Below are 23833 nucleotides of genomic sequence, written 5' to 3' on the forward strand. Positions count from 1 at the left end.
CCCCCCCCCCCCCCCCTCCCCCCCCCCCCCCCCCCCCCCCCCCCCCCCCCCCCCCCCCCCCCCCCCCCCCCCCCCCCCCCCCCCCCCCCCCCGCCGCCTTCACGTCGCGGTGCGCCGGACGGTGCGCGTGATGCACAATCGCACCGAAACACGCACGCGGAACACCGCACCACCTACGCGGACCCCGCGCGCCGAAGCCCCCACGCCGAGGCCCCGGCCTCCCGAGACCCGCAGGGACGAGACGACTCTTGCGCGCACGCAGCCGCCCCGACCGCAACGGCAGCCGTAACGGCGAAGAGGTGGGTCGATGAGCATCTACCGGGAACGGGTGTACCGGGGGCCGGCGAGCGCCACCGTCCTGCGCACGGTCGGCGCCCGGGAGCGGCGCTCGCATCTGACCGCGCCCCGGGTGCCCACGGTCGGCATCGACATCGGCGGCACCAAGGTCATGGCGGGCGTGGTCGACGCCGACGGCACCATCCTGGAGCAGGTCCGCACCGAGACGCCGGACAAGTCCAAGAGCCCCAAGGTCGTCGAGGACACCATCACCGAGCTGGTGCTCGACCTCTCCGACCGGCACGACGTGCACGCGGTGGGCATCGGCGCGGCCGGCTGGGTCGACGCCGACCGCAGCACCGTCCTCTTCGCCCCCCACCTCAACTGGCGCAACGAGCCGCTGCGCGACCGTCTCGCCGGCCGCCTCGCGGTGCCCGTCATGGTCGACAACGACGCCAACACCGCCGCCTGGGCGGAATGGCGCTTCGGCGCGGGCCGGGGCGAGGACCACCTCGTCATGATCACCCTCGGTACGGGCATCGGCGGCGCGATCCTGGAGGACGGCGCGGTCAAGCGCGGCAAGTACGGCGTGGCCGGCGAGTTCGGCCATATGCAGGTCGTCCCCGCGGGCCACCGCTGCCCGTGCGGCAACCGCGGCTGCTGGGAGCAGTACAGCTCGGGCAACGCCCTCGTCCGGGAGGCCCGCGAGCTCGCCGCCGCCGACTCGCCGGTCGCGTACAACATCATCGAGCGGGTCGGTGGGCGCGTCGGCGACATCACCGGCCCGCTGATCACCGAGCTGGCCCGCGAGGGCGACGCGATGTGCGTCGAACTCCTCCAGGAGATCGGCCAGTGGCTGGGCGTCGGCATCGCCAACCTCGCCGCCGCCCTCGACCCGTCGTGCTTCGTCATCGGTGGCGGCGTCAGCGCCGCCGACGACCTGCTGATCGGCCCGGCCAGGGACGCCTTCCGGCGCCACCTCACCGGCCGCGGCTACCGCCCCGAGGCGCGGATCGCCAAGGCCCAGTTGGGCCCGGAGGCCGGTATGGTCGGGGCCGCGGACCTCGCCCGGCTGATCGCCCGCCGCTTCCGGCGCGCCAACCGCCGTCGCGTCGAGCGCTACGAGCGCTACGAACGGTCCGGCCGCCGATGACCGACACGGACCTGACCCCCATGAACGACGACCACCAGCCGCCGACGTCCCCTCGTGCCAAGCGCCCCCGCCCCTGGCTGACCGCGCTGATCGTTTTCCTGCTGATCGCGATCCCGGCCGGCTACATCGTCATCTCGGCCGAGCAGAGCCGCGACAGCGGCGAGGGCAAGGAGCAGGAGGCCGCCGCCACCGGCCTGACCAACGCCTTCCCCTCCAAGGTCCAGCAGCGGATCTACAACGTGCCGGTCCCGATCGGCTCCACACCGGTCTACTACTACGAGACCAACTCCTGGCAGACCAGCTCGCTCTTCGTGCAGTTCAGGACCAACGAGGGGGGTCTTGAGAAGTACCTGAAGAGCGTCGGGAGCAGCGTCGCGGCCCTGAAGAAGGGCAGGACGACCATCCCACCCGGGCAGGCCGCGCAGGTCGGCTGGGACTTCACCGCCGACTGGCAGTGGGCCGGCACGACGAACGCGAAGGAGGCCCCGCAGCCCTCCCAGCGCATCATGGTCAGCTACGACGAGCCGGGCCATCCGGTCGTCTACACCGTGTCCACGATCACGTTCTGACCACCGGGTCAGTGCTGTCGCGACCGGCGGGTCACCCCTTCCCTACGGGCGCTGGGAAAGCCGGATGGCCCGCACCCCTTCCTCGTTGGCGCAATAGACCACGCCATCCGCGACAAAGGGCGGTGCCGATGCCGTCCCGTCCTTCCCCGAGCTCACCCGCCACCTGGCCCGGCCACTGCGGGTGTCATAGCCGTACCAGTCGTCCAAGTAGCCGACGATCAGGTGGTGCCCGGGTGCTGTGACGGCGGAGTAGGACGATTCGGTGCGTTCTGCCCGCCAGCGGGGGCGGCCCGTGCGCGCGTCGTACGCCTGGACAGTCGTGAGTTGATGGTCAAGGTCCAGGTCCTCGCTCCAGGTCAGATAGACCGACTGGGCATCGGCGGCGATCACGGGGCTCTCGTAGTTCTTGGTCGAGAAGGCCGGGGCGGTCCAACGCACCGCGCCCGTCGCGGCATTGAGCGCGTGCAGCCGTTGTTCGGCGTTCTTGCCGTGGCCCGGAGCGTTGATGTAGACGGAGTCGCCCTGGACGATCGCGGAGGAGGCGCGTGTGGCGGGAGCCGTCCAGCGCACCGCGCCGGTGCGGGGGGCGTAGGCGACCAGCTCCGAGCCGATGCCGTCGGCGCCGTTCCGTCCGTAGAGGGCGTCCTTGCCGAAGGCGTCCACGGTCCGGTTGGACGTCCGCTTGCTGGGCGGGGCCGACCAGCGCAGCTTCCGGGTTCGCGGGTCGAGGGCACCGATTCCCTCGTGCGGGAGGCGGATGTACGCGAGGCCGTCCCGTACGTCCAGGAGCGTGGCCTCTCGCTCCCATACGAGGTGTCCGTGGGTCGCGTCCAGCGCGTACAGGACCGATGGGGGCGGGTCCGGGTCCTCCTCGTAGGTGGACGGCAGGATGCTCAACAGGACGAGGGAACCCAGGCGCATGGGGGCGGTGAGGTCGGCTATGCCGCCCATGTGCCCGTTGGGGCGGGCCGTCCAGCGGTGTTCGCCGTCCGAGGTGCGCAGCGCGTGCACGGCGCCGTCATGGGTGGCCACGTAGACGGTGCTGGAGGACACCGTTCCGGAGGAGGTGGTGCCCGAGGAGACGGTCATCTCGCCGGTGTAGGTGCCGGAGAGCGGGGTGTGCCAGCGCTTGCGGCCGGTGGTGGCGTCGAGCGCGTACAACCCCGCACCATCCTGTGTGGCGAGGTAGAGCGTCCCGTGGGCGTGGACGACGGGCGCCAAGTCCGTGCCTTGGTCGCCTTCGTCCTTCAGGAGGAAGGTCCAGAGGGGTTTGTGCGCGGGCGGCTTGTCCTCCTCCTGGGCCTGGTCGACGGCTCGCAGGACGGCGACGGAGGCGAGCGCCCCCACAGCGCCCGCCCCCAGCTTCAGCGCCCGCCGCCGGTCGATGTCCGCCCGTATTCGCCCGTGCATCCCCATACCCGCAGGCTAGGGCCTTCCCGGCCCTGGCCCATCGGCCCGGCCCGCATCGCACCGCCTCGATGGGCCGGAAGACGTCCCGCTTCTGATCACGGGAAGGCACCGCGTTCGTGCAGCGGATCATGGTGAGCTACGACGAGCCGGGTCGCCCGGTCGTCTGCGTCGTCTCGATCGTGAGGCTCTGACCTGCGATGATCCCGCTTTGGGTGCGGCCGGCGGCCATGCCCGGGCCGTTCTCGTCGGCTCTTCCTGACCCGGGTGTCAGGACCGCGTCAGCGAGTTCGGTAGCGTGGCCGGGTGAGCGAGAAGACCCTGCAACACCGGATCGACGGCCCCGACGACGCCCCCGTACTCGTACTGGGCGCCTCGCTCGGTACCACCTGGCATATGTGGGACCGGCAGATCCCCGAGCTGACCCGCCACTGGCGCGTCATCCGTTTCGACCTGCCCGGCCACGGCGGATCACCCGCCCACCCCGCCACCTCCGTCGCCGAACTGGCCGACCGGCTCATCGCCACCCTCGACGCCCTGGGCGTGGACCGCTTCGGCTACGCCGGCTGCTCCATCGGTGGGGCCATCGGCACTCAGCTTGCCCTCACCCGCCCGCACCGCGTCACCTCTCTGGCGCTCGTGTCCTCCTCCCCGCGGTACGGCACCGCCGACGCCTGGCGTCAGCGCGGTGTGGTGATCCGTACGAACGGGCTGGACCCGATCGCCCGCACCGCGCCCGAGCACTGGTTCACCGCCGGCTTCGCGGGCGCCCAGCCCGCCATCGTCGAATGGGCCGTGCAGATGGTGCGGACCACCGACCCGGGCTGCTACATCGCGGCCTGCGAGGCGCTGGCCGCGTACGACGTGCGGTCCTCGCTCGGCCGCGTCGGCGTGCCCACGCTCGTCGTCGTCGGGTCCGAGGACCAGGTCACCCCGACCACCGACGCCCGCACTCTGGTCGCCGGTATCCCCGACGCGAGCCTCGCGCTGGTGCCGGGCACCTCCCACCTGGCGCCCGTCGAGCAGCCGGCCGCCGTCACCGAACTCCTCATCCGGCACTTCTCCACCGCCTGGCACGACAAGCCCAGCGCGGGCGGTCAGGCCGCGATCGGCGCCGCCGCCCCCAAGCCGCAGATCGCGCCCCCGCCGCCCCCGCAGGCCGCGCCCGCCGCCATAGAGTCCGGTTTCGCCCAGCCCGAGCAGGCCCGCGGCGGCATGTACGAGCAGGGCATCAAGATCCGCCGCGAGGTGCTCGGGGACGCCCACGTCGACCGGGTCGAGGCCGCCACCGACGAGTTCACCGGCGACTTCCAGGACTTCATCACCCGCTACGCCTGGGGCGAGACCTGGACCAGACCCGGCCTGGACCGCCGCACCCGCAGCGTCATCACCCTGACCGCGCTCGTCGCCCGGGGCCACCACGAGGAGCTGGCGCTGCACACCCGCGCCGCCCTGCGCAACGGCCTCACGCCGTCGGAGATCAAGGAAGTCCTGCTGCACACCGCGATCTACTGCGGCGTGCCGGCGGCGAACTCCGCGTTCGCGGTCGCCCAGCGCGTCATACGGGAAGAGACCACGCCGCAGGCGTGAGCCGGGCCCGCGGGGCGGGGCGGTGCGGTGCGAGGAGCCGCGGGGCGGTGCGGTGCGGGGAACCGCGCGGGAAGGCGATCCGGAGGCCCGGGACCCCGCCGAGCGGCCCCGGCCCCCGCACCAAGCACCCCGCCACCCCCACAAACCGCCCCCCGACCGTCCCCGCGCGGCAAGATGGCGGTATGGAACTCACCAAGATGACCCATGCCTGCGTCCGGCTGGAGAAGGACGGGCAGACGCTCGTCATCGATCCCGGTCTCTTCAGCGAGGAGGACGCGGCCGTCGGCGCGGACGCGATTCTCGTCACGCACGAGCACATGGACCACTTCAACGAGGACCGGCTGCGGGCCGGCATGGAGGCCAACCCGGCGGCCGAGATCTGGACCCTGGCCAGCGTCGCGGGCCAGCTCTCGGCGGCCTTCCCCGGCCGGGTGAACACCGTCGGCGAGGGGGACACCTTCACCGCCGCGGGCTTCGACGTCGAGGTGCACGGCCAGCTCCACGCCGTCATCCACCCCGACATCCCCCGTATCACCAACGTCGGCTTCCTGCTGGACGGCTCGGTCTTCCACCCCGGTGACGCGCTGACCGTCCCCGCGGGCCGTACGGTCGACACCCTCCTGCTGCCGGTGCACGCGCCCTGGAACAAGGTCGCCGAGATCATCGACTACGTCCGCGAGGTCGCGCCCCGGCGGGCCATCGACATCCACGACAGCCTGCTCCAGGACCACGCCCGGCCGGTCTACGACTCCATGATCGACAAACTGGGCGGAACCGACCACGGCCGCCTGGCGCCCGGTACCGCCACATCACTGGCCTGACTGTCAGACCCCCGCTGTAGGTTTACGGACATGCGCATCGCGACCTGGAACGTCAATTCGATCACCGCCCGCCTCCCGAGGCTGCTGGCCTGGCTGGAGAGCACCGGCACGGACGTGCTGTGCATCCAGGAGATCAAGTGCTCGGCCGAGCAGTTCCCGCACGACGAGCTGCGCGCCCTCGGCTATGAGGCGGCGGTCAACGCCGGCGGCCGGTGGAACGGCGTGGCGGTCCTGTCGAAGGTCGGCCTGGAGGACGTCGTCACCGGCCTGACCGGCGGGCCGGACTACGACGGCGTGCAGGAGCCCCGGGCGATCTCGGCCACCTGCGGACCGGCCCGCGTCTGGTCGGTGTACGTCCCCAACGGCCGCGAGGTCGACCACGACCACTACGCCTACAAGCTCACCTGGTTCGAGGCGCTGCGGGCGGCGGTCGCCGAGGACGCGGCGGGCGACCGCCCGTTCGCCGTCCTCGGCGACTACAACGTCGCGCCCACGGACGAGGACGTATGGGACCGGTCCGTCTTCGACGGCGCCACGCACGTCACCCCCGCGGAGCGCGCCGCACTGGGCGCGCTCCGCGAGGCCGGCCTGTCGGACATCATGCCGCGCCCCCTGAAGTACGACCGGCCCTACACCTACTGGGACTACCGCCAGCTCGCCTTCCCCAAGAACCGCGGCATGCGCATCGACCTGGTCTACGGCAACGCGCCGTTCGCCAAGGCCGTCTCGGACGCGTACGTCGACCGCGAGGAGCGCAAGGGCAAGGGCGCGTCCGACCATGCGCCGGTGGTGGTCGATCTGGAGGTCTAGGGCAGGTCTGGGGCAGGTCTAGGACCTGTCGCGTGGACCTGGCGGGACCAGCGCCGCCAGGTCCACCGAGTCGCCCAGTGCCTTCAGGCCCGCGTCGCCGGGATGCAGATGGTCGCCGCTGTCGTAGGCGGGCAGCATCCGCTGGGGCCGCGCCGGATCGCGGAGTACGGCGTCGAAGTCCAGCACCGCGTCGAAGACGCCGCCGTCCGCGCGGAGGAACGCGTTGACCGCCTGCCGCCGGGCCTCGACCGCCGGCAGGCAGTCGGTATAGCCCTCGCACGGCGTGAGGGTCGCCGCGACGACCCGCAGACCCCGGGCGCGCGCCCGCTGGGCCAGCGCCCGCAGGCCGGCGGTCACCTCCTGCGCCGAGGTACCCCAGCGCACATCGTTGATGCCCTCGAAGACCACGACCGTGCGTGCCGAGGGCTGCGCCAGCACATCGCGCTCCAGCCGGTGCCCGGCGCTGACCCCGCCGGTGTCCTTGCTGACCCCGTCGCCCTGGTACCGGTCGGTGACGACGCGGTTCGCCGAGATGCCGTGGTTGAGCACGCCGTAGCGGGGGAGCGCGGACTGCGCCCGGAAGCGGCGGGCGAGCACGTCGGGCCAGCGGCGGTTCGCGCCGCTCGTCGACTTCACCCCGTCGGTGATCGAATCGCCCAGCGCGACGATCGACCCCGGGCCCGCCTCGACGTCGACGCCGGTCAGGAAGGGCCAGAACGCCAGCGTCTCCGGGTAGGCCGCGCCCCCGCTGTCGGCGGTGCGGTCCCCGCTGCCCGCCGCACTCAGATACGACGACTGGGCCGCCTCCTGGTGGACCGGCGCCGCCGCCACCGTCCCCGGCAGGTGCAGGCTCACCAGCAGATCGGTGTCGGCGGGCACGGCGAAGTCCACCGGATCGCTGAACGCCTCGGCGCCGGCGGGTATGCGGACGCCGGACCGCCCCCGGCCGAAGGTCAGCGAGACCGGCGCGTCCCGTGTCGCCGCGCCCGCGCCCCGCACCGCCAGGCTCGCCGCCCCTATGTCCACCGGCCCGGCCGCGAAGGTGTTCGCGAGCCGTATCCGCGGCCGCGGCCCGCCCGCGCCGGTGTGGACGACGAGCCGCAGCGTACGGTCCGTCCAGGGGCCGACGGCCCGGTAGCCGGCGGTGCTCGTCGCCCAACTGCCCGTCCTGCCCCGCCCGGTGTCCCGTACCGACACCGCGAACACGTGCAGCTCACCGGTGGCCTCGGGGACCTCGGGCAGGACCACCGACGCCACCTCGCGGCCCGGCCGCAGCGGTACGGTCACCGCGTACAGCCGCGCCGGCCCGGCACTCTGCCCGTCCGGACCGTTGATGTGCGGCAGCGCCACCGCCTTGGTGCTCAGCGGACCCGACCGCCAGTCGGGCGCGGTGAGTTCGTAGCCGCCGCGCCTTCCGTCGCGGTAGCGCACGGTGCCGGTCCCGGACACGTCCGCGCCGCCGGTAGCGGCGACCAGGAAGGTGAGCGCCCGGCCCCGACCGCGTACCGCGACGGTCTGGCCGTCCGCCACCACGTTGTCCGGGCGGCCGGCCGCCGCGCGGGGCCAGGTGAGCCGCGTCCCGTCGATCGTCAGGACGCTCCCCGGTGACCAGCCCGCCGCCGCCAGGTCCTGCGCGGACAGCGAACGCCCGGCACCGTCGAAGTCGGCCGCCTCCGCTTCGGAGTTGTCACTGACCGCCGTGTTGTCGAAGAGGTTCGAAAGGGGTGGTGGGAGGTGCGGGCGGGCCGCCGTCGCGGCGACCGCCGTGGCGGCGGGGAGCGCCGTCGTGGTGAGCACAAGTGCCAGGGCGGTGCCCCATAGTCGTGCGCGCATGTATCCGTTCCCTCCGGGCGGCGCCAACGGGCGGGCGCGAGCTGCGATCCGGCCGTGAGGGCGTGTTTTCACGCCCTGACCGCGAGAGGTGGGGGCTCCTGCGGATTCAGCAGATCCGATCCGAGCGCCATGAAAGTAGGGAGGCCAACAGGGGTCGTCAAGATGACGATCGGGTCCGCGTCGCGCCGCGCGCCTGTGGCCGGGGCCGTGGGGCGGGTGGGACCCTGCACACCATGAACATGTCTTTCCTGGACAAGTGGCGCAGGCGCCCGCGCCCGGACCAACCCCCCTCCCTGGCGGAGTCGGTGCGCGCCGACCCCGCCAGCGTCATCGAGCTGCTGTCCGAATGCGAGCTGCTACGGGCCCAGGCCGCCGACGCGGGGGTGGAACTGGACGACTCCGCACGGTCGTTGGAGTCGCTGGACCAGTTGCAGCCGGTGTGGCGGGACGATCCGGAAGTGGTGCCGTGGCTCGGCAACGACGCCGGGCTGTATCTCGGCACCGTCCTGGTGCGTACGGTCCGCGGCGCCGTCTGGCAGGTGTCGCCGGGCGGGCAGCCGGTGGTGCGGCTGGAATCGGGCCGGGAGATCGACGTGGTCGCGGCGGGCCACGAATGGGCGGACGTCGGGGCGCCGGAGCTGTCCCAGCTCTACGCCGAGGTCGCCGAGAGCTGAGCCGCCCGGCCGCCTGCCCGCCGCCGCGCGCCCCGCCGTAGCCCTGGTTTGTCACCCGTATCCGGCCCTCCGTGCGTGTCAGCGGCGAAGCGCCCCTTTTCTGCCGGTAAGTTGCGGTCTCTCCGCTGTACGGATGAGAGTGGGCAGGTCTGCATATGGCCGGTGATGCGCTGATTGAACTGCGCGGGGTCAACAAGCACTACGGGAAACTGCATGTCCTCCAGGACATCGACCTCACCGTCGACCGCGGCGAGGTGGTAGTGGTCATCGGACCGTCCGGGTCCGGGAAGTCCACCCTGTGCCGAACCATCAACCGCCTCGAGACGATCGAATCGGGCACCATCACCCTGGCCGGCAAGCCGCTGCCCGACGAGGGCCGCGCACTGGCCCAGCTCCGCGCCGAAGTGGGCATGGTCTTCCAGTCCTTCAACCTCTTCGCCCACAAGACCGTGCTGGCCAACGTGATGCTCGCACCGGTCAAGGTCCGCAAGAAGAACAAGGACGAGGCCGCCCGGCGGGCCCGCGAACTCCTGGACCGGGTGGGACTCGCCTCCCAGGCCGAGAAGTACCCGGCACAGCTCTCCGGCGGACAGCAGCAGCGCGTCGCCATCGCCCGCGCCCTCGCCATGGACCCGCAGGCGCTCCTCTTCGACGAGCCGACCTCCGCCCTCGACCCGGAGATGATCAACGAGGTGCTGGAAGTCATGCGGCAGCTCGCCCGGGACGGCATGACCATGGTCGTCGTCACCCACGAGATGGGCTTCGCCCGCTCCGCGGCCAACCGCGTCGTCTTCATGTCCGACGGCCGCATCGTGGAGGACCGCACCCCCGAGGCATTCTTCACGGCGCCGGAGAGCGACCGGGCGAAGGACTTCCTCTCCAAGATCCTCAAGCACTGAACGGGGGAGCCGCGATGCACTTTCCCTCCACCCGCCTGCGCCGCGTCCTGGCGGCGCTGACGCTCGCCGCCGCCCTGGTCACCGCCGGCTGCGGCAAGGAAGGCAGCCCGCCGGTCAAGGGCCCCGAGCGCAGCGAACTGCCGCGCTACAAGGTCGCCAAGAACGTCCGGCTGCCCGACTCACCGACCTGGCGGAAGGCCGAGCGCCGGGGCCATCTCGTCATCGGCGCCAAGGAGGACCAGCCCTACATCGGGGAGAAGGACCCCTCCACCGGCCTCTACACCGGCTTCGACATCGAGATCGCCAAAATGATGTCCGCGGCGCTCGGGTTCCGGCCGGAGACGATCCAGTTCAAGACGATCGCCTCGGCCAACCGCGAGACGGCGCTGCAGAACGGCCAGATCGACCTCTACGTCGGCACGTACACCATCAACGACAAACGCAAACAGCAGGTGGGCTTCGCCGGCCCCTACTACGAAGCGGGCCAGTCCCTGCTGGTCCGTGGCGACGAGGACGACATCAAGGGCCCGCAGGACCTGGCCGGCGAACGCGTGTGCTCGGCGGCCGGCTCGACGCCCTACCAGCGCATCCAGTCCGAGTACCCCCGGGCCGTGCTGGTCGCCTACGACACCTACTCGGTGTGTGTGGACAACCTGCTCACCTTCCAGGTCGACGCGGTCACCACCGACGACGCGATCCTGCTGGGCTACGCGGCCAAGGTGCCCGACGAGCTGAAGGTGGTCGGCAAGCCGTTCTCCAAGGAGCCCTACGGCGTCGGCCTCCCGCACGGCGACAACGCGCTGCGGTTCGCCCTCGACGACGCGATCGTCGCGGCCGAGAAGAACGGCGACTGGCAAAAGGCCTACCGCGCGACGCTGGGCCTGTCCGGAGCGCCCGCCCCGAAGCCGCCCCCGGTCGACCGCTACCCGGCGAGCTGAGGAGCAAGGAAGCACCCATGAACGTTCTCCTCGACAATCTCTCCCTCTATGGCGAAGGACTGCTCGGCACCGTCGAACTCACCGGCTACGCCTCGCTGCTCGCCCTCGGCCTCGGCTTCCTCATGGCCGCCTTCCGCGTCGCACCGGTCCGCTCCCTGCGGGCCTTCGGGACGGCGTGGGTGACGGTGCTGCGCAACACGCCGCTGACGCTGCTGTTCTTCGCGGTGCTGCTGGGCCTGCCGCGCTTCGGCCTGGTCCTGCCGTTCAAGGTGTTCGCCATCCTGGCACTGGGCTGCTACACCTCGGCGTTCATCTGCGAGGCCGTGCGCTCGGGCATCAACACCGTGCCGGTCGGGCAGGGCGAGGCGGCCCGCAGCCTTGGCCTGACCTTCCCCCAGACGCTCGGCGAGGTGGTGCTCCCGCAAGCCTTCCGCTCGGTGATCCCGCCCATCGGCTCCACGCTCATCGCGCTCGCCAAGAACTCCGCCATCGCCGGCTCGTTCAGCGTCGTCGAACTGCTCGGGACGTACAAGACGCTCAACGAACTGGGCTACAGCATCATCTGGTCCTTCCTCTGGATCGCCGTCGGCTATCTGATCGTGACCCTGACCATCAGCGCGGTGTTCAACGTGCTGGAGAAGCGCTTCGGAGTCGCCCGATGACCACCGCCCTCTACGACGTCCCGGGACCGAGGACCAAGCGGCGGCACCTGCTCTACGGCCTGGTGGCGACCGCTGCGATCCTCGCCCTGATCGGCTGGGTCCTCTCTCTCCTCTTCGACACCGGCCAGTTCACCGCCGCGAAGTGGAACCCCTTCACCTACACGGGCATCCAGGAACTCCTCCTCACCGGCCTGGGCAACACGCTCAAGGCGTTCGGGTACGCCGCGGCCCTCTCCCTCGCGCTGGGCGCGGTGCTCGCGGCCGGCCGGCTCTCCGAGCACCGCCTCCTGCGCTGGCTGTGCACCCTGCTGGTGGAGTTCTTCCGCGCGATGCCCGTCCTCGTCATGATCTTCTTCATCTACGTGGCGCTGAAGGTCGAGCCGCTGCCGGCCCTCGTCGCCGGCCTGACCCTCTACAACGGCTCCGTCCTCGCGGAGATCTTCCGCTCCGGCGTCCACTCGGTCGACCGCGGGCAGCGGGAGGCCGCGTACGCGCTCGGCATGCGCAAGACGCAGGTCATGACGTACGTCCTGGTGCCGCAGGCGGTGCGGGCGATGCTGCCGACGATCATCAGCCAGCTCGTGGTGGCCCTGAAGGACACCTCGCTCGGTTTCCTGATCACCTACGAGGAGTTCCTGCACGCCGGCAAGCTGATCGCCTCGAACCTCGACTACGACCTGCCGTTCATCCCCGTCGTCATGGTCATCTCGCCGATCTACATCGGCCTGTGCATGCTGCTGTCGTGGCTGGCCAACTGGGTCTCCAAGCGGCAGAAGCGCAACCCGAAGGTCGAGGCCGCCGAGGTCGGCGCACCGGAGCCGGGCACGCTGCTGCCGGGCACCCACCGGCCGCCGCCGGCCTGACGGGGCGCGCCTGGCCGGCGCGCGGTCACACGCGCCAGACGCCGTCCCGCATCAACTCCCGGTCCGCCAGCTCGGTCTCCTCCCGCCACGCCAGTACCCGGCGCGGCAGGAAGGAGAGGAAGACCCACGCGGCGCGCCCGCGCGGGTCCCAGCCGAGCTTGTGGGCGAAGGCGTCCCCGGCGGCGTCCGGGAGGGCGTCCGAGGCGATGACCTGGGCGGCGCACCGCACGAGTACGACGTCCCGGGTGGGACCCATCGCGACCCAGCAGTCGCCGTGCGCCGCCAGGTTGCGGGCGGTGGGGTTGGCCGCCTTCGTGGCCATCAGCAGCCGGCCGTCATGCCACACGAACGACAGCGGCACCAAGTACGGGGTGCCGTCGGCGGAAGCGGTGGACACCCAGGCGTCCTCGTCCGTCTCCCAGCGCCTGAACACCTCTCGTTTGCGCTGCTCGGCGGCGCGCGCCGGCGGGTAAGGAGTCATGCCGGGAGGCTAACGACCGGACGCCGCCCGCACCTCGGCCACGAGCCGTACGACCTGCGTCCTACGCCCCGCCCCCCCCCGCGCGCCGCCGTCCGCGCCGCTAGTCGCGCACCGGCACCGACACGTACGACGGATCGTCCGCCGGGGAGGAGAACGTCAGCCGGGCGCCGCTGGGGTTGTGCTCGATGTAGAGCGGATCGACGGAGTCCACGACCACGGCGAGCCGGTGGCCGGCCGGCACGTCGTACGCCGTGGAGAACAGTTCCAGGTCCACACCGAAGGGCCGGCCCGGTGTCTTGCCGTGGAAGGTGAACGGCGCGTGGGTGACGAGCCTGCCCAGGCCCAGCGGACCGACGTCGTAGAGGTAGGCGATGCCGGTGCCGCTCTCGGCGGTGCTGGTGACGGTCGTGTGCAGCCGGGTCGTCCCGCGGACCCGCTGCCCGCTCTCGTAGCGCTCGGACTGCCAGACGGCGGCCAGCGAGCGGGGCAGCAGCGGGATCGAGGCCATCGGCGGGAGCTTGAGGAACTGGTCCATCATGCTGGAGAGGAAGATCAGTCCGCCGTTGGCGCCGGAGTCGAGGTTGGTGCGGATCTGCCGGGTGTCGTTCAGCTCGATCTTCCGGTGCGCGGACGGTACGTCCCGCCAGCTCTTGTAGCCCTCGTAGGCGCCGGTGGAACGGGACTTGAGCAGCACGGGCGACTCGCGGTCGATGCCGTTGTCGGCGCCCTTGAGGTAGTGGTCGAACCACCGCTTGGTGTCGGTCCAGGTGTCGTCGGGGAGCCCCAGCAGGCCGAGGGCTTCGGCCGTGGCGTGGTCACCGGGGCGGAATTCCAGGCGCTTGGGCCCCTTGAGCTTCTCGAAGAAGTCGGCGTACTGGTTGGGCGGGAACAGCGAGTCGCCCCAGGCGTTACCGAGCATGATCGCGGCACCGTTGGCGTTGATCTTGTCGAGGTAGGTGGCGGGGGAGCGCTTCTTGCCCCACGCGAGCAGGTCGTCCTCCTTGGCGAGGTTGGAGCCGAGGAAGTCCTTCAGGACGGTCTGGAGTTCGGCGCTGGGGCGGCCGGTGAGTGCCCCGGCGCCGCCGAGCATCGCGGCGGCCTGGAGGTGCTGGGTGCGGCCGCTGTAGATCGAGTTGATCAGGTCGCCCCATCCGCTGAGCGCCGCGACCGCCTTGATCCGCTTGTCGAACGCCGACGTCAGCAGGCTGATCCCGGCGCCGTAGGAGACGCCCGCCATGCCGACCTTCTCCGGGTCGGCCGGGGTGTGGGCGAGCGCCCAGTCGATGACCTTCGAGGCGTCGGCGATGTCCTCCGGACCGGCCGTCTCGATCTCTCCGCCGGACTGCCAGAAGCCGCGGGAGTTGTATCCAATGACCACGTAACCCGAGTCGGCCAGTTTCTTGGCCTGCGCCATGTATTCGATCTGCGGCATCGCCCAACTGGTCGGCAGGACGATGACCGGATACCGCCGGGTCCCGTCGGCGCCGGCCGGCGTGAAGACGTTGGCCTTGAGGGTGATGCCACCGTCGCCGGTGATGTCGACGAACCTCACGTCGGGCGAGGCGGACACGGCCGACGCGGGCGCCGATTCGGCGGCCGGGGCCTGGGCGTTGGCCGGCACGCCGGTGAACACCGTGCCGGCGAGCACCGCCGCCGAAACGGTGCCGATGGCGGCGCGCAGAGTCGTGCGGGAGGGCGTCATCTTCTGCTCCACATCTCGATGCGAACCGGCCGGCCGCTGTCGGAGACAGGAGGGGCGTCCGGCGGCTCGATTTGACTGGAGAGTAAGGTCCGCCGCTTACCGGAGGTAACCCGTCGGTAGGTTACGGGTGGGTAACGTCGTGGGGAGGGGCGGGAGTCGGGGCATCGGGGGAGAGGAAGTGGGGCACCGGGGCGGGGTCGTTCCGGCCGGGCGGATTGCGGCGTGGGGGCCTGAAATTGAGGCGGTGTCGGGGCCGGGGCGGGCGCCGTCGCGGCGGGCGGCTCGCGCGCGCGGCGCCCGGGTGACCGCCGTGGCCGCCGAACCCGCCATGGCCCACCGCACCGCGCGGACCGTCCCGGAGGCGGACGTCCAGATCGGCACCCTGCCGCAACTGCCGTACCGCGACGGTGTGTTCGACGCGACGGTGGGCAACTTCGTGCTCAACCACGTGGGGCGCCCCCGCGCGGCCCTCGCCGAACTGCGGCGCGTGACACGACCGGGCGGCCGGATCGCCGTGACGATCTGGGCCGCGCCCGCCGCACCGGGCCAGGCACTGCTCGGCCGCGCCGTACGCGCCGCCGGCGTCACCCGCCCACCCGACCTGCCGGCCCTGGCGGGTGCGGGCGCGCGGGCGGACGGTGAGGACGTGGGGGTGTCGTAGCCTCGTCCGTTTGCCCGCACGCCGCGGGTGGGCGCGGGCGCCGGCTACGGGCTCACAGACCGTTCAGCCTGGCGCGGCGGGCCACCGGGAGCGGCTCGCGGCTCCGGGGCACCGTCCGCGGGCGGCGGCCCGAGTCCGCGGGGCGGCGGTGGGCGCGGGTCAGCAACCGGCGGCTGCGCAGCGCCATCTCGATCTCGAACCGGGCGCGCGGATCCCGCAGCCGGTCACCGAAGAGCTTCTCGATCTGGCGCATCCGGTACCGCACCGTCTGCGGATGGATGTGCAGGGCCTTGGCCACTTCCGGGGCGCCGCCCCCGCCCAGCCAGGCCAGCAGCGTGTCCTCCAGGCGCGCGCACCGCTCGGGCGTCAGCCCCGCCAGCGGACGCAGCCGGCGGGCGACGAGCTCGCGGGCCAGGGACTCGTCGTGCAGCAGGACGAGCGAGGAGAGATGGTCGTCGACGAACACCGGCCCGGCGCCGGGGCCGTCACACGGCGCCGCCATGTCCAGCAGCCGGCGCGCCCAGCGTACGGACGAGGGCACGTCGTGCGGCCCGACCGCGTGTCCGACGGCGGCGGCGCGGCAGCGCAGCACCCCGGCGAGCCGGGCCCGGTCACCGGCCGGGGTGTCGGGGAGCAGCAGGCACGGCGGTTCTCCCGGCGCGCTGACGAGGCAGTCGCCGAGGGCGGCCGCCACCAGGTGCAGGTCGGTGCCGGACCGCAGCGCGACGGCCCGCAGCGCGGAAGGCAGCGGCCAGTGCGCGCGCCGGCCCAGTTCGCGCAGGGCGGCGGGCGGGGCGTCGGCCGGGTCGGTGAGGGCCCCGAACAGCAGCCGGCGGGCTTGCAGGGGCGAGGCCGGGGGCGGGAAGTGCGGGTGGCCGCCGCCGTCGGGGACATGCGGCCCGCAGATCAGGGTGGCGCGCAGCACCTCCTCCACCAACCGGGTGATCTGGGGGCGCCCGGCACGCTCCAGCAGGCCCCGGAAGCCGGGAGCCCGGTCGTAGAGCGAGCGGGTGATCAGTTCGGCCAGTTCGGCCCGTTGGCCGCAATCGGCCGGCGCGTCGCCGCGCTTCGGTAACCGGACGCTGTCGCGTATGTCGCTCACGGTCGCCTCATTCGTGTGGGGAGTCCGGTCCTTCGGGGTCGGCGGAAAGCACGGATGACCGGATCCGGGATGTTGTACCGCAGCGGGCAAGTGCCCTCGGCACCTGACGCAGATCCTTCGCTTTTGCGGGAAAACTGCCCGAGTCGCGGCGCCACACGAACGTCTCTGACACCAGAAATCGCTTTCTGGCAAGGCAATGCCACCCCTTGCCGGGTCGCACCTCCGAGGGGTGGCAGGGCCGGGCAGGCGGAAAGGATCAGGTGCCGCTCATCAGCTCTCCCAGGCCCTGGCGCAGATCCTCCGCGTTCATCACCGGCTGGATCGAGATTTCGGCGCTCAGTTCCATGAAGAACGATTCGAGCAGCGGCGGCATCTGTGACGCGTCCTGCATATCGAAGACGTAGAAAGCGGTACGCGAACCCCGGTCGACGGTGAAGTAGGCCGCCTCCGGCTGGAGGGCGGCGGTGGCCGCCTCCATGATCTTGGGCAGGTCGCCGCTGCGGATCGCCGCGTTTCCCACGTCGGTCGGAATTCGAGCTCTCAGAAGCATCCTCATCGGGCTCACTCCTCATACGTCCTCGGCGGACGGAGCCCGGGCGCTCGGCGCGCTCGCGGCAAGCTCCGGTCGCACCGTTTTCAGGGTCTCACGACATCGCTTCGCGGGTAACTCGCGGAAGAGCGACCGGCCATGGGGCGGGCAACCGTGTCAGGGGCGTCCCGAGGGCGGGACTTCCTCGGCCGGTGGGACGGGGCCCGGCGCGGTGCCGTCCCCGAACGGCCTGCCGCCCAACTCCTCGCGGTGGTGCGGTGTCAGCCAGCCGGAAAGGTCCGGGCCGAGGGGGACGATCCCGGTGGGATTGATGCTCGTGTGCACCCGGTAGTAATGCTGTTTGATGTGGTGGAAGTCGACCGTGTCGCCGAATCCGGGCGTCTGGAAAAGGTCCCTGGCGTACGCCCAGAGCACCGGGTCCTCGGACAGTTTGAAGCGGTTGCATTTGAAGTGGCCGTGATAGACGGCGTCGAAGCGCACCAGCGTGGTGAACAGCCGGATATCGGCCTCGGTGAGGGTCTCACCCACCAGATAGCGGCGGTCGGCCAGCCGGTCCGACAGCAGCTCCAGGCGTCGGAAAACATCCCGGTAGGCTTCGTCGTACTCGCTCTGCCGCGTGGCGAAACCGGCCCGGTACACCCCGTTGTTCACCTCCCGGTAAACATCCGCCATCACCTCGTCGATCTCCGCGCGCAGCGGCTCCGGATACAGGTCGGGCGCGCCCGGCCGGTGCAGCGCCGTCCATTCGGTGGCGAGGTCCAGCGTGATCCGCTGGTAGTCATTGGTGACGAGTTTCCCGCTGGGCACGTCGACGATCGCCGGCACGCTGACGCCGCCGGGATAGTCCTTCTCGCGCGCGTCGTACGCCTCGCTCAGAAAGCGGATGCCCAGTACGGGATCGCGGCCGCCGGGGTCCAGGGTGAAGCGCCAGCTCCGGTCGTCCTGGAGAGGGTCGGCGAGCGCGAGCGAGAGCGCGCCCTCCAGGCCGAGCAGCCGGCGGGAGATGACCGCCCGGCTCGCCCAGGGGCAGGCGCGGCTCGCCACCAGCCGGTAGCGGCCGGCCTCGACGGGCCAGCCGTCGCGGCCGTCGGCCGTGATCCGGTCCGCGAAATGGCTCTTGGACCGTTTGAAGGGCTTCCGGCCGTAGGCGGCGTTGCCGTCCGTGCCGCGCCCCCGGCCGCCGTCGTCGCGGTCGTTGTCGTTGCCGTGCGTCGCGCTGTCGCTGTCGCTGTCGGTGTCGCGGCCGGTGGGGTGGGTGTGCGTCATCACCGACTCCTTCCGTGTGCGGGGCCCCTGTGCGGGTGCCCGGTCGTGCGCACTTCGATCCTTCCCGGACGAGGTCGGATATTCCACCATTCCCGCGGCGACGGCGTCGGAGCGGCGGGAACGGTTTGGTCCCCGAGGGCTGCCGGGATTATTTACGGAGCCGATAACCGCCACCGGCCGGTAACCCGGGAGGTCGCCCTACAATCGCCCGATGATCAAGAAAGTATTCGCCGTGGCTTTTGCCGGCGCCGCGCTGATCGCGCCGACCGCCACGGCCCAATCGGCAATTCCGGCATCCGGAATCACGGCAGACGACTGGCAGCGCGTGGGCGACGGGATCACCGCGGGCATCAGCGGACTGGCCATCGACGGCGCGAAGGGCGGCACGGTCGACGCCCTCGCCGTCCGCGACAACAAGAAGCCCGGCGAGAACCGGCTGGTGGCCGTCCGGTACAGCCCGGACGACAAGCCGCGGGTACGCCCGGTGACCTGGGCCGGGGAACAGCCCGTGGACCTGGAGGCGATAGACGCCGTACCGGGCGGCGACCACGAATACATAGCCCTCTCCAGTGACGGCACGGCCTACCGCATACGACGCGAGGAAGACACCGTCCGCGTGCTGCACGCGTCCCGTCTGCCCGGTCTTTCCGAGGGCGACAACTATGAGGGATTCGCGCTTTCCGCCAGGCAGGGGGAAATCGTCGCGGTCTGGGCGGACCGCGGACAGGACGACCGGCCCGGAAAACTGTCGGCGGCGCGCTGGGATCCGCGTACCAACACCTTCGGAAAGCCGCATTCCGCGGAATTCCGCGTGCCCTATCCCACGCGGGACGTCCGGCACATCTCCGACGTGAAGATTTCCGCCTCCGGCGCGCTGACCGTGTCCTCCGCCTCCGACCCCGGCGATGACGGTCCGTTCGACTCCGCGCTCTACGACGCGGGGCGGATATCCGTCGGCCGCGATCACCGAATCGGCCGCGACCACGGAATCCGCCTGACGGCGTCCGCCGCGCCGCGCAAGCTGGGCACGTTCCCCGGGCACAAGATCGAGGCGTTGGCCTGCCTGCCGCACTCCCGCCGGGGAATCGTGGGCACGGATGACGAGAACGACGGCGGATCGATCGCCGCGGCCGCCTTCTGCCGCTCGTAACCGCCGCACCACGGCCGAGGGGCAGCCGTCCCTGCCTCGCGGCCGGCGAGAACCACGCCGAACGGTGAGCAACCGCGGCACGGCGCGGCCCGGTTCGTGCACCCGCGCCGCGCGGTTCGTGCACCCGCGCCTCGCGGACCTGTACCTCGCGCTTCATGCACCCGTACCCTCCCGCTTCGTGACCCGTACGCCCCGATGCGCGTCCCGGATCTCACCCGAGGCGGGTCAGATCGGGGCGCAACCTGTGCCAGATCGGATGCCGCAGCCGGCCCGCGGCCGTCCAGCCCGACATCGTGATCTCGGCGACGAGCCGCGGCTCGACCCAGTGCGGATGCGCACCGGGGGTGTCCACGGCATTGACGAACGGGGAGCGCGGCCGGGCGAGCACGCCCAGGTACTGCGCGAGGTCATGCCGCTCCCGGTCGGACAGGCCCGACCCGACGGAGCCGACCCACCGCAGCCCCATCGGTTCCTCCACCCCGACCAGCAGGCCGCCGGGCAGACCGGCGAGGACGCCGTGCCCCTCCAGCCAGCCCCCGATGACCACGTCGAGGGGCACCACATGTTTCGTCTTGCGCCAGTCGGGTGAGCGGACGCCCGGCGTGTAGACCGACGCCAGCCGCTTCGCCACCACCCCTTCCAGCCCGCCGCGCAGCGACGCCTCCCACGCCTGCCGGCCCTGCCCCTCGACGTACGCGGGGACCGACCAGTTCTGGCCGCGCAGGCGCAGTCTCGACAGCGCGGCGCGGCGTTCGGTGTACGGCGCGTCGAGCAGCGAACCGCCCAGATACATGAGGTCGAAGAGCACGAGATGCACCGGGCAGTCCATGGCGAGCCGGGCCGTCCGGCGCGGATTGACGACGCCCATCCGGCGCTGGAGCAGCCCGAAGTCGGGGCGCCCCCGCGCGTCGAGGACGACCACCTCGCCGTCGAGCACGGCGGGTCGGCCGCGCAACTGCTCCCCCAGAGGAGCGAGCTCGGGGTAGGTCAGGGTCGCGTCGTTGCCGGCCCGGGTGATGAGCTGGATCGTTCCGTTGCCCGGCGTGTTGACGACGCAGCGGGCCCCGTCCCACTTGGCCTCGAAGGCCCAGGCCGCCTGCTCGGGCTCGGGCGGCAGCGGACCGATGGTGGCCAGCATCGGCCGGATCACGGGATACGCGGCGAAGCCGCGCTCGGCGGTCGGGCCCATACTCCGATGATCGGGCGACGGGCGGGCGTCCGCAGATCGGCGCCCGACCCGCAGAGTGTGCCCTACCCGCGCAGGGCGCCCGACCCGCGGAGGGCGAGCGCGGTGCGGAGGGGGAATGCGCGCAGGGCCTTGGGGGAGTGGTGATCGCCAGGCTCCCCGCAACTCCTTACGATCATCTCCGGGTCACCGCCGAGGATGGCGGGGCGCCTGGCGAGGCGCCCGGCGGGGCGTGCCGGGCACGACCCGGCAGGCCCCGCACCGACAGGCGTGACGGAGCACGAAGGCTTGCGACCGGCTTGCGACTGGCTTGAGGGTGAGGATCTGTTGAGGAAGCGAGACTGCGCGTTCGGTGGGCCGGGGGCCGGGCCGTGAGCCGGGCGGTGCTGGTGACGGGCGCCTCGCGGGGGATCGGCCGGGCGGTCGCCGAGCGGTTCGCCGCGCACGGGGACCGGGTCGCTCTGCACTACGCCTCACGCCGCGAAGCGGCCGAGGACGCCTTCGCGGCCCTGGAAGGCGGCGGGCACGTCCTGGTGCACGGCGACGTGAGCACCCCGGACGGCGCGGCCGCGCTCGTCGACGCGGCGGTGGAGGGGCTCGGCGGTATCGATGTCCTGGTCAACAACGCCGCGGCCAACGTCGCGCACCCGCTGGACCGCACGTCGTTCCAGGAGTGGCAGGACGCCTGGCGGCAGATCGTGGACGTCAACCTCCTGGGGGCGGCCCACGTGAGCTACCGCGCGGCGCGGAACATGATCGACCGTGAGGTCGAGGGCCGGATCGTGAACATCGGCTCGCGGGGTGCCTTCCGCGGCGAGCCCGACCACCCCGCGTACGGCGCGTCCAAGGCCGCGCTGCACGCCATGGGCCAGTCGCTGGCGGTGCACCTGGCGCCGTACGGCATCGCCGTCGCCTCCGTCGCCCCGGGATTCGTCGCGACCGAACGGGTCGCCGACCGGATCACGGACGGCGTCCGCGAGCAGAGCCCGTTCGGCCGGGTGGGGACGCCGCAGGACGTGGCGGCCGCCGTGCACTACCTGGCGTCACCGGAGGCGGTCTGGTCGTCCGGCACGGTCCTCGACGTCAACGGGGCGTCGCACCTCCGGTGAGCCGCCGACTCGCGGCTGGTGACGACACGCGCGGCTGGTGACGACCCGGCGGCATTCGGGCCGGGAGCATCGGATCGGACGTGCGAGGCCGAGGAGGCGGCGCCACGGCGGCGGAAAAAGGGAAGCCCCGGCCGAACGGGGGAATTCGGCCGGGGCGGCTGGGGGGTGCGGGCGCCGGTGCCGGCGGCCTCGCCAGGAGGCTGCCGCGCGGCCGCCGGGGCGGCTGTGGCACCCCGGGGACGAGAGGTCCCGGGCACGCCGGCGCGGACGGCATCCGCTTCCAATTGAACGATAAACCATCGAATGTCGATCCGGCGAAACGAGTGACCGCGGTCACCCGCCGACGGGCGGCAGGAATCCTTCGAGCAACGGAAGCAGCAGGTCAGCGCGCCGGATCAGCCCCATGTGGGTGGTGTCCGGGAGCACCGTGAGCCGCGCGTCCGGCAGCAGGCGGGACATCTCCAGCGCGTGTTCCGGCCGCACGAAGTCGTTGTCCCCGATCACGACGAGGGTGGGCGCGGTGACGCCGCGCAGCGCCGCGTCGGGCCACCCCTGGAACGCGTCCACCATCGCGGCGGTCTTGCGCAACGCCTCCGGGAAGTGCCGGGGATCGGGGGCCAGCCTGGCGTACCTCTCCTCCATCTCGCGGAAGTCCCGCTCGGTCGGCAGACGCCCGGCGGTGTCGGGCAGCGACGGGTTCTGGATCTCCGGGTGATAGCCGTCGGACCGGAAATGGGTGGAGGCGAGCACGAGACGGCCGACCCGGTCCGGGGCGCTGATCGCCGCCTGGAGGGAGACCAGGCCGCCGAGGCTGAAGCCGAAGAAGTCCGCCCGCGCCACGTCGAGGTGGTCGAGCAGCGCGAGGACGTCGCCGGCGAGCCGGGCGAGGGTCATCTCGCGGCCGGTGTCGGCGGTGCGGCCGTGCGCCTGGAGCTCGGTGGCGATCACCGGCCGGCGCGCGGCGAGACCCGGCAGGAGGGCCGCGAAGTTCTGGTCGATGGACAGCAGGCCGCCGTGCAACAGGACGAGCGGTCGGACGGCGTCCGGCCCGGTGTTCCAGCCGCCCGGCACGGCCGGGCCGCCGTGCACCTCGTAGTACATCGCCAGGCCGTTGACCTCGGCGTAACCGGCGGCCGACGGCCGGCTACCGGTGTTCGTCGCGTCGCTCATCGCGCGCTCCCCGCTTCGAAGGACGTGGTGTCCCCACCGTAGAGAGAGACGCCCGGGCGGACGGTGAACGCCACCCCGGGGACCGCGACTCCGCGGGCCGTCACCGGGCGTGGCTCAGGCCGCCCGGTGCCCCTTGGTCTCCGCCGGCGCGGTCGCCGCCTTGGTGACGTCGGCGACCAGCTCGACCACATCCGGGCCGTACGCCTGCGAGTTGACGACCTTCAGCAGCAGGCAGAACTGCCCCTCGCCGCCGTGCTTACGGGCCAGCCGGGCGCGGTTGCGGACGAGATGGCGTACGGCGGCGCGGTGGGTGACCGGGCGCTGACCGGCCGCCAGGAACACCGGCCGGTCGCCCTCGCCGGCCGTCAAACGGGCCAGCAGGACGTATTCGACCGCGCCCGGCTCCATCCGGTACGCCGTGCCGCCGATCGTGAACGTGCCGCGTCCCGCGCCGGACTCGTCGCCCGGGTGGACCGCGACGCCCGGCAGCAGGTTGGCGATATGGGCCGCCAGCCGGCGGTGCGCGGTCGGGTCGCCGACGCAGAACTCGGTGCGCGCGCCGAAGCCCTGAAGACCCGTGTCATGCGGGGCGACCTCGGGGTGCGCCCCGCAGTTCTCGACCACCGCGGCCAGTCCCAGCAGCGCCAGCGCGTCGTGGCGCGGGATGCTCCAGTGGGCCGAGCCGCTGTCCCGGTGGGTGACCAGCACGCATTCGGAGCCTTCCGGCAGCCCGAAGAAGAGCTGTTCGCGCGTCAACTTCCGGCGGCCGGCGGCCGCGCGCACGGCCCAGCCCGCCGCGAGGCCCACCAGGAGGGCGGCGGCGGCCACGGTCAGGAGCAGCGGGGTGTCGTCCATGGCGGGGGAGCGTAGCGGCTGTCCGGGTGTGTGTTCGAGGGCGGGGTGCGTCCGGGCCGGGGTGCGTCCGGGCCGGGGTGGTTCCGGCCGGGGTAGGTCCGGGGCC

Annotated in this window: 22 protein-coding genes and 1 pseudogene; 13 read left to right on the forward strand and 10 right to left on the reverse strand. The window is 72.2% G+C overall.

The window, feature by feature from the left end; translation table 11 throughout:
- Positions 1–307: 307 nt before the first annotated feature.
- Together ACZ45Z_RS00005 and ACZ45Z_RS00010 are read left to right on the forward strand one after the other, a co-directional pair.
- Positions 308–1429: an ROK family glucokinase gene (locus ACZ45Z_RS00005; RefSeq protein ID WP_468353742.1), complete on the forward strand. Its 1122-nt coding sequence runs from the start codon at positions 308–310 to the stop codon at positions 1427–1429.
- The gene (locus ACZ45Z_RS00010; RefSeq protein ID WP_468353744.1) at positions 1426–1998 is read left to right on the forward strand and encodes a hypothetical protein; all 573 of its coding nucleotides are present in this window, start codon (positions 1426–1428) and stop codon (positions 1996–1998) included. Before ACZ45Z_RS00005 ends, ACZ45Z_RS00010 begins: the two co-directional genes overlap by 4 nt.
- 42 nt (positions 1999–2040) lie before the next feature.
- On the opposite strand, the gene ACZ45Z_RS00015 is transcribed toward ACZ45Z_RS00010, so the two are convergent.
- Positions 2041–3414, reverse strand: a complete 1374-nt coding sequence (locus ACZ45Z_RS00015) for an outer membrane protein assembly factor BamB family protein (RefSeq protein WP_468353746.1) — start codon at positions 3412–3414, stop codon at positions 2041–2043.
- A gap of 297 nt (positions 3415–3711) precedes the next feature.
- Between ACZ45Z_RS00015 and pcaDC the strand changes: the two genes are divergently transcribed.
- The 3 genes from pcaDC to ACZ45Z_RS00030 all read left to right on the forward strand — a co-directional run bounded on the left by pcaDC (position 3712) and on the right by ACZ45Z_RS00030 (position 6626).
- Positions 3712–4995: a bifunctional 3-oxoadipate enol-lactonase/4-carboxymuconolactone decarboxylase PcaDC gene (gene pcaDC, locus ACZ45Z_RS00020; protein ID WP_468353748.1), complete on the forward strand. Its 1284-nt coding sequence runs from the start codon at positions 3712–3714 to the stop codon at positions 4993–4995.
- A gap of 182 nt (positions 4996–5177) precedes the next feature.
- Positions 5178–5816, forward strand: coding sequence for an MBL fold metallo-hydrolase (locus ACZ45Z_RS00025; protein WP_468353750.1), 639 nt, complete (start codon positions 5178–5180; stop codon positions 5814–5816).
- Positions 5817–5846: 30 nt separating this feature from the next.
- Positions 5847–6626 carry an exodeoxyribonuclease III gene (locus ACZ45Z_RS00030; protein ID WP_468353752.1) on the forward strand — a complete coding sequence of 260 codons (780 nt, stop codon included), beginning with the start codon at positions 5847–5849 and terminating at the stop codon, positions 6624–6626.
- An 18-nt stretch (positions 6627–6644) separates the two neighbouring features.
- Here the strand turns inward: ACZ45Z_RS00030 and ACZ45Z_RS00035 are convergent, their stop codons facing one another.
- A complete protein-coding gene (locus ACZ45Z_RS00035; RefSeq protein WP_468353754.1) occupies positions 6645–8459 on the reverse strand; it encodes an SGNH/GDSL hydrolase family protein in 1815 nt (604 codons plus the stop codon).
- A gap of 233 nt (positions 8460–8692) precedes the next feature.
- Between ACZ45Z_RS00035 and ACZ45Z_RS00040 the strand changes: the two genes are divergently transcribed.
- From ACZ45Z_RS00040 to ACZ45Z_RS00060, 5 genes are all read left to right on the forward strand, one after another.
- Positions 8693–9133 (forward strand): DUF6278 family protein, encoded by a 441-nt coding sequence (locus ACZ45Z_RS00040; RefSeq protein WP_468353756.1) that lies wholly within the window; start codon positions 8693–8695, stop codon positions 9131–9133.
- A gap of 155 nt (positions 9134–9288) precedes the next feature.
- Positions 9289–10032, forward strand: a complete 744-nt coding sequence (locus ACZ45Z_RS00045; protein ID WP_468353758.1) for an amino acid ABC transporter ATP-binding protein — start codon at positions 9289–9291, stop codon at positions 10030–10032.
- 14 nt (positions 10033–10046) lie between these two features.
- Positions 10047–10970: a glutamate ABC transporter substrate-binding protein gene (locus ACZ45Z_RS00050; protein ID WP_468353760.1), complete on the forward strand. Its 924-nt coding sequence runs from the start codon at positions 10047–10049 to the stop codon at positions 10968–10970.
- Positions 10971–10987: 17 nt separating this feature from the next.
- On the forward strand, positions 10988–11632 hold the full coding sequence (locus ACZ45Z_RS00055; RefSeq protein ID WP_468353762.1) for an amino acid ABC transporter permease: 645 nt from the start codon (positions 10988–10990) through the stop codon (positions 11630–11632).
- A complete protein-coding gene (locus ACZ45Z_RS00060) occupies positions 11629–12495 on the forward strand; it encodes an amino acid ABC transporter permease (protein ID WP_468353764.1) in 867 nt (288 codons plus the stop codon). The genes ACZ45Z_RS00055 and ACZ45Z_RS00060 overlap by 4 nt, the downstream gene beginning before the upstream one ends.
- Before the next feature lie 25 nt (positions 12496–12520).
- Here ACZ45Z_RS00060 and ACZ45Z_RS00065 read toward each other — a convergent pair whose 3' ends face one another.
- On the reverse strand, positions 12521–12976 hold the full coding sequence (locus ACZ45Z_RS00065; RefSeq protein WP_468353766.1) for a pyridoxamine 5'-phosphate oxidase family protein: 456 nt from the start codon (positions 12974–12976) through the stop codon (positions 12521–12523).
- A gap of 100 nt (positions 12977–13076) precedes the next feature.
- Positions 13077–14678 carry a CocE/NonD family hydrolase gene (locus ACZ45Z_RS00070; RefSeq protein ID WP_468355480.1) on the reverse strand — a complete coding sequence of 534 codons (1602 nt, stop codon included), beginning with the start codon at positions 14676–14678 and terminating at the stop codon, positions 13077–13079.
- A 246-nt stretch (positions 14679–14924) separates the two neighbouring features.
- Here ACZ45Z_RS00070 and ACZ45Z_RS00075 point away from each other — a divergent pair.
- Positions 14925–15288, forward strand: a pseudogene (locus tag ACZ45Z_RS00075) (class I SAM-dependent methyltransferase); the annotation flags it as partial.
- Positions 15289–15391: 103 nt separating this feature from the next.
- Here ACZ45Z_RS00075 and ACZ45Z_RS00080 read toward each other — a convergent pair.
- From ACZ45Z_RS00080 to ACZ45Z_RS00090, 3 genes are all read right to left on the reverse strand, one after another.
- The gene (locus tag ACZ45Z_RS00080) at positions 15392–16441 is read right to left on the reverse strand and encodes a PucR family transcriptional regulator (protein ID WP_468353768.1); all 1050 of its coding nucleotides are present in this window, start codon (positions 16439–16441) and stop codon (positions 15392–15394) included.
- A gap of 256 nt (positions 16442–16697) precedes the next feature.
- Positions 16698–16997 (reverse strand): hypothetical protein, encoded by a 300-nt coding sequence (locus tag ACZ45Z_RS00085; RefSeq protein ID WP_468353770.1) that lies wholly within the window; start codon positions 16995–16997, stop codon positions 16698–16700.
- A gap of 150 nt (positions 16998–17147) precedes the next feature.
- Positions 17148–18257 carry a glutathione S-transferase family protein gene (locus ACZ45Z_RS00090; protein ID WP_468353772.1) on the reverse strand — a complete coding sequence of 370 codons (1110 nt, stop codon included), beginning with the start codon at positions 18255–18257 and terminating at the stop codon, positions 17148–17150.
- Positions 18258–18468: 211 nt separating this feature from the next.
- Between ACZ45Z_RS00090 and ACZ45Z_RS00095 the strand changes: the two genes are divergently transcribed.
- Positions 18469–19407, forward strand: coding sequence for a hypothetical protein (locus tag ACZ45Z_RS00095; protein WP_468353774.1), 939 nt, complete (start codon positions 18469–18471; stop codon positions 19405–19407).
- Between the two features lie 211 nt (positions 19408–19618).
- Here the strand turns inward: ACZ45Z_RS00095 and ligD are convergent, their stop codons facing one another.
- Positions 19619–20596: a non-homologous end-joining DNA ligase gene (gene ligD / locus ACZ45Z_RS00100; RefSeq protein WP_468353776.1), complete on the reverse strand. Its 978-nt coding sequence runs from the start codon at positions 20594–20596 to the stop codon at positions 19619–19621.
- A gap of 368 nt (positions 20597–20964) precedes the next feature.
- Here ligD and ACZ45Z_RS00105 point away from each other — a divergent pair, with 368 nt between their 5' ends.
- The gene (locus ACZ45Z_RS00105; RefSeq protein ID WP_468353778.1) at positions 20965–21702 is read left to right on the forward strand and encodes an SDR family NAD(P)-dependent oxidoreductase; all 738 of its coding nucleotides are present in this window, start codon (positions 20965–20967) and stop codon (positions 21700–21702) included.
- A gap of 333 nt (positions 21703–22035) precedes the next feature.
- Here ACZ45Z_RS00105 and ACZ45Z_RS00110 read toward each other — a convergent pair whose 3' ends face one another.
- Positions 22036–22872, reverse strand: a complete 837-nt coding sequence (locus ACZ45Z_RS00110) for an alpha/beta fold hydrolase (protein WP_468353780.1) — start codon at positions 22870–22872, stop codon at positions 22036–22038.
- 114 nt (positions 22873–22986) lie between these two features.
- A complete protein-coding gene (locus tag ACZ45Z_RS00115) occupies positions 22987–23727 on the reverse strand; it encodes a hypothetical protein (protein ID WP_468353782.1) in 741 nt (246 codons plus the stop codon).
- Positions 23728–23833 lie beyond the last annotated feature (106 nt).

The sequence above is a fragment of the Streptomyces sp. NPDC031210 genome (assembly GCF_055570395.1).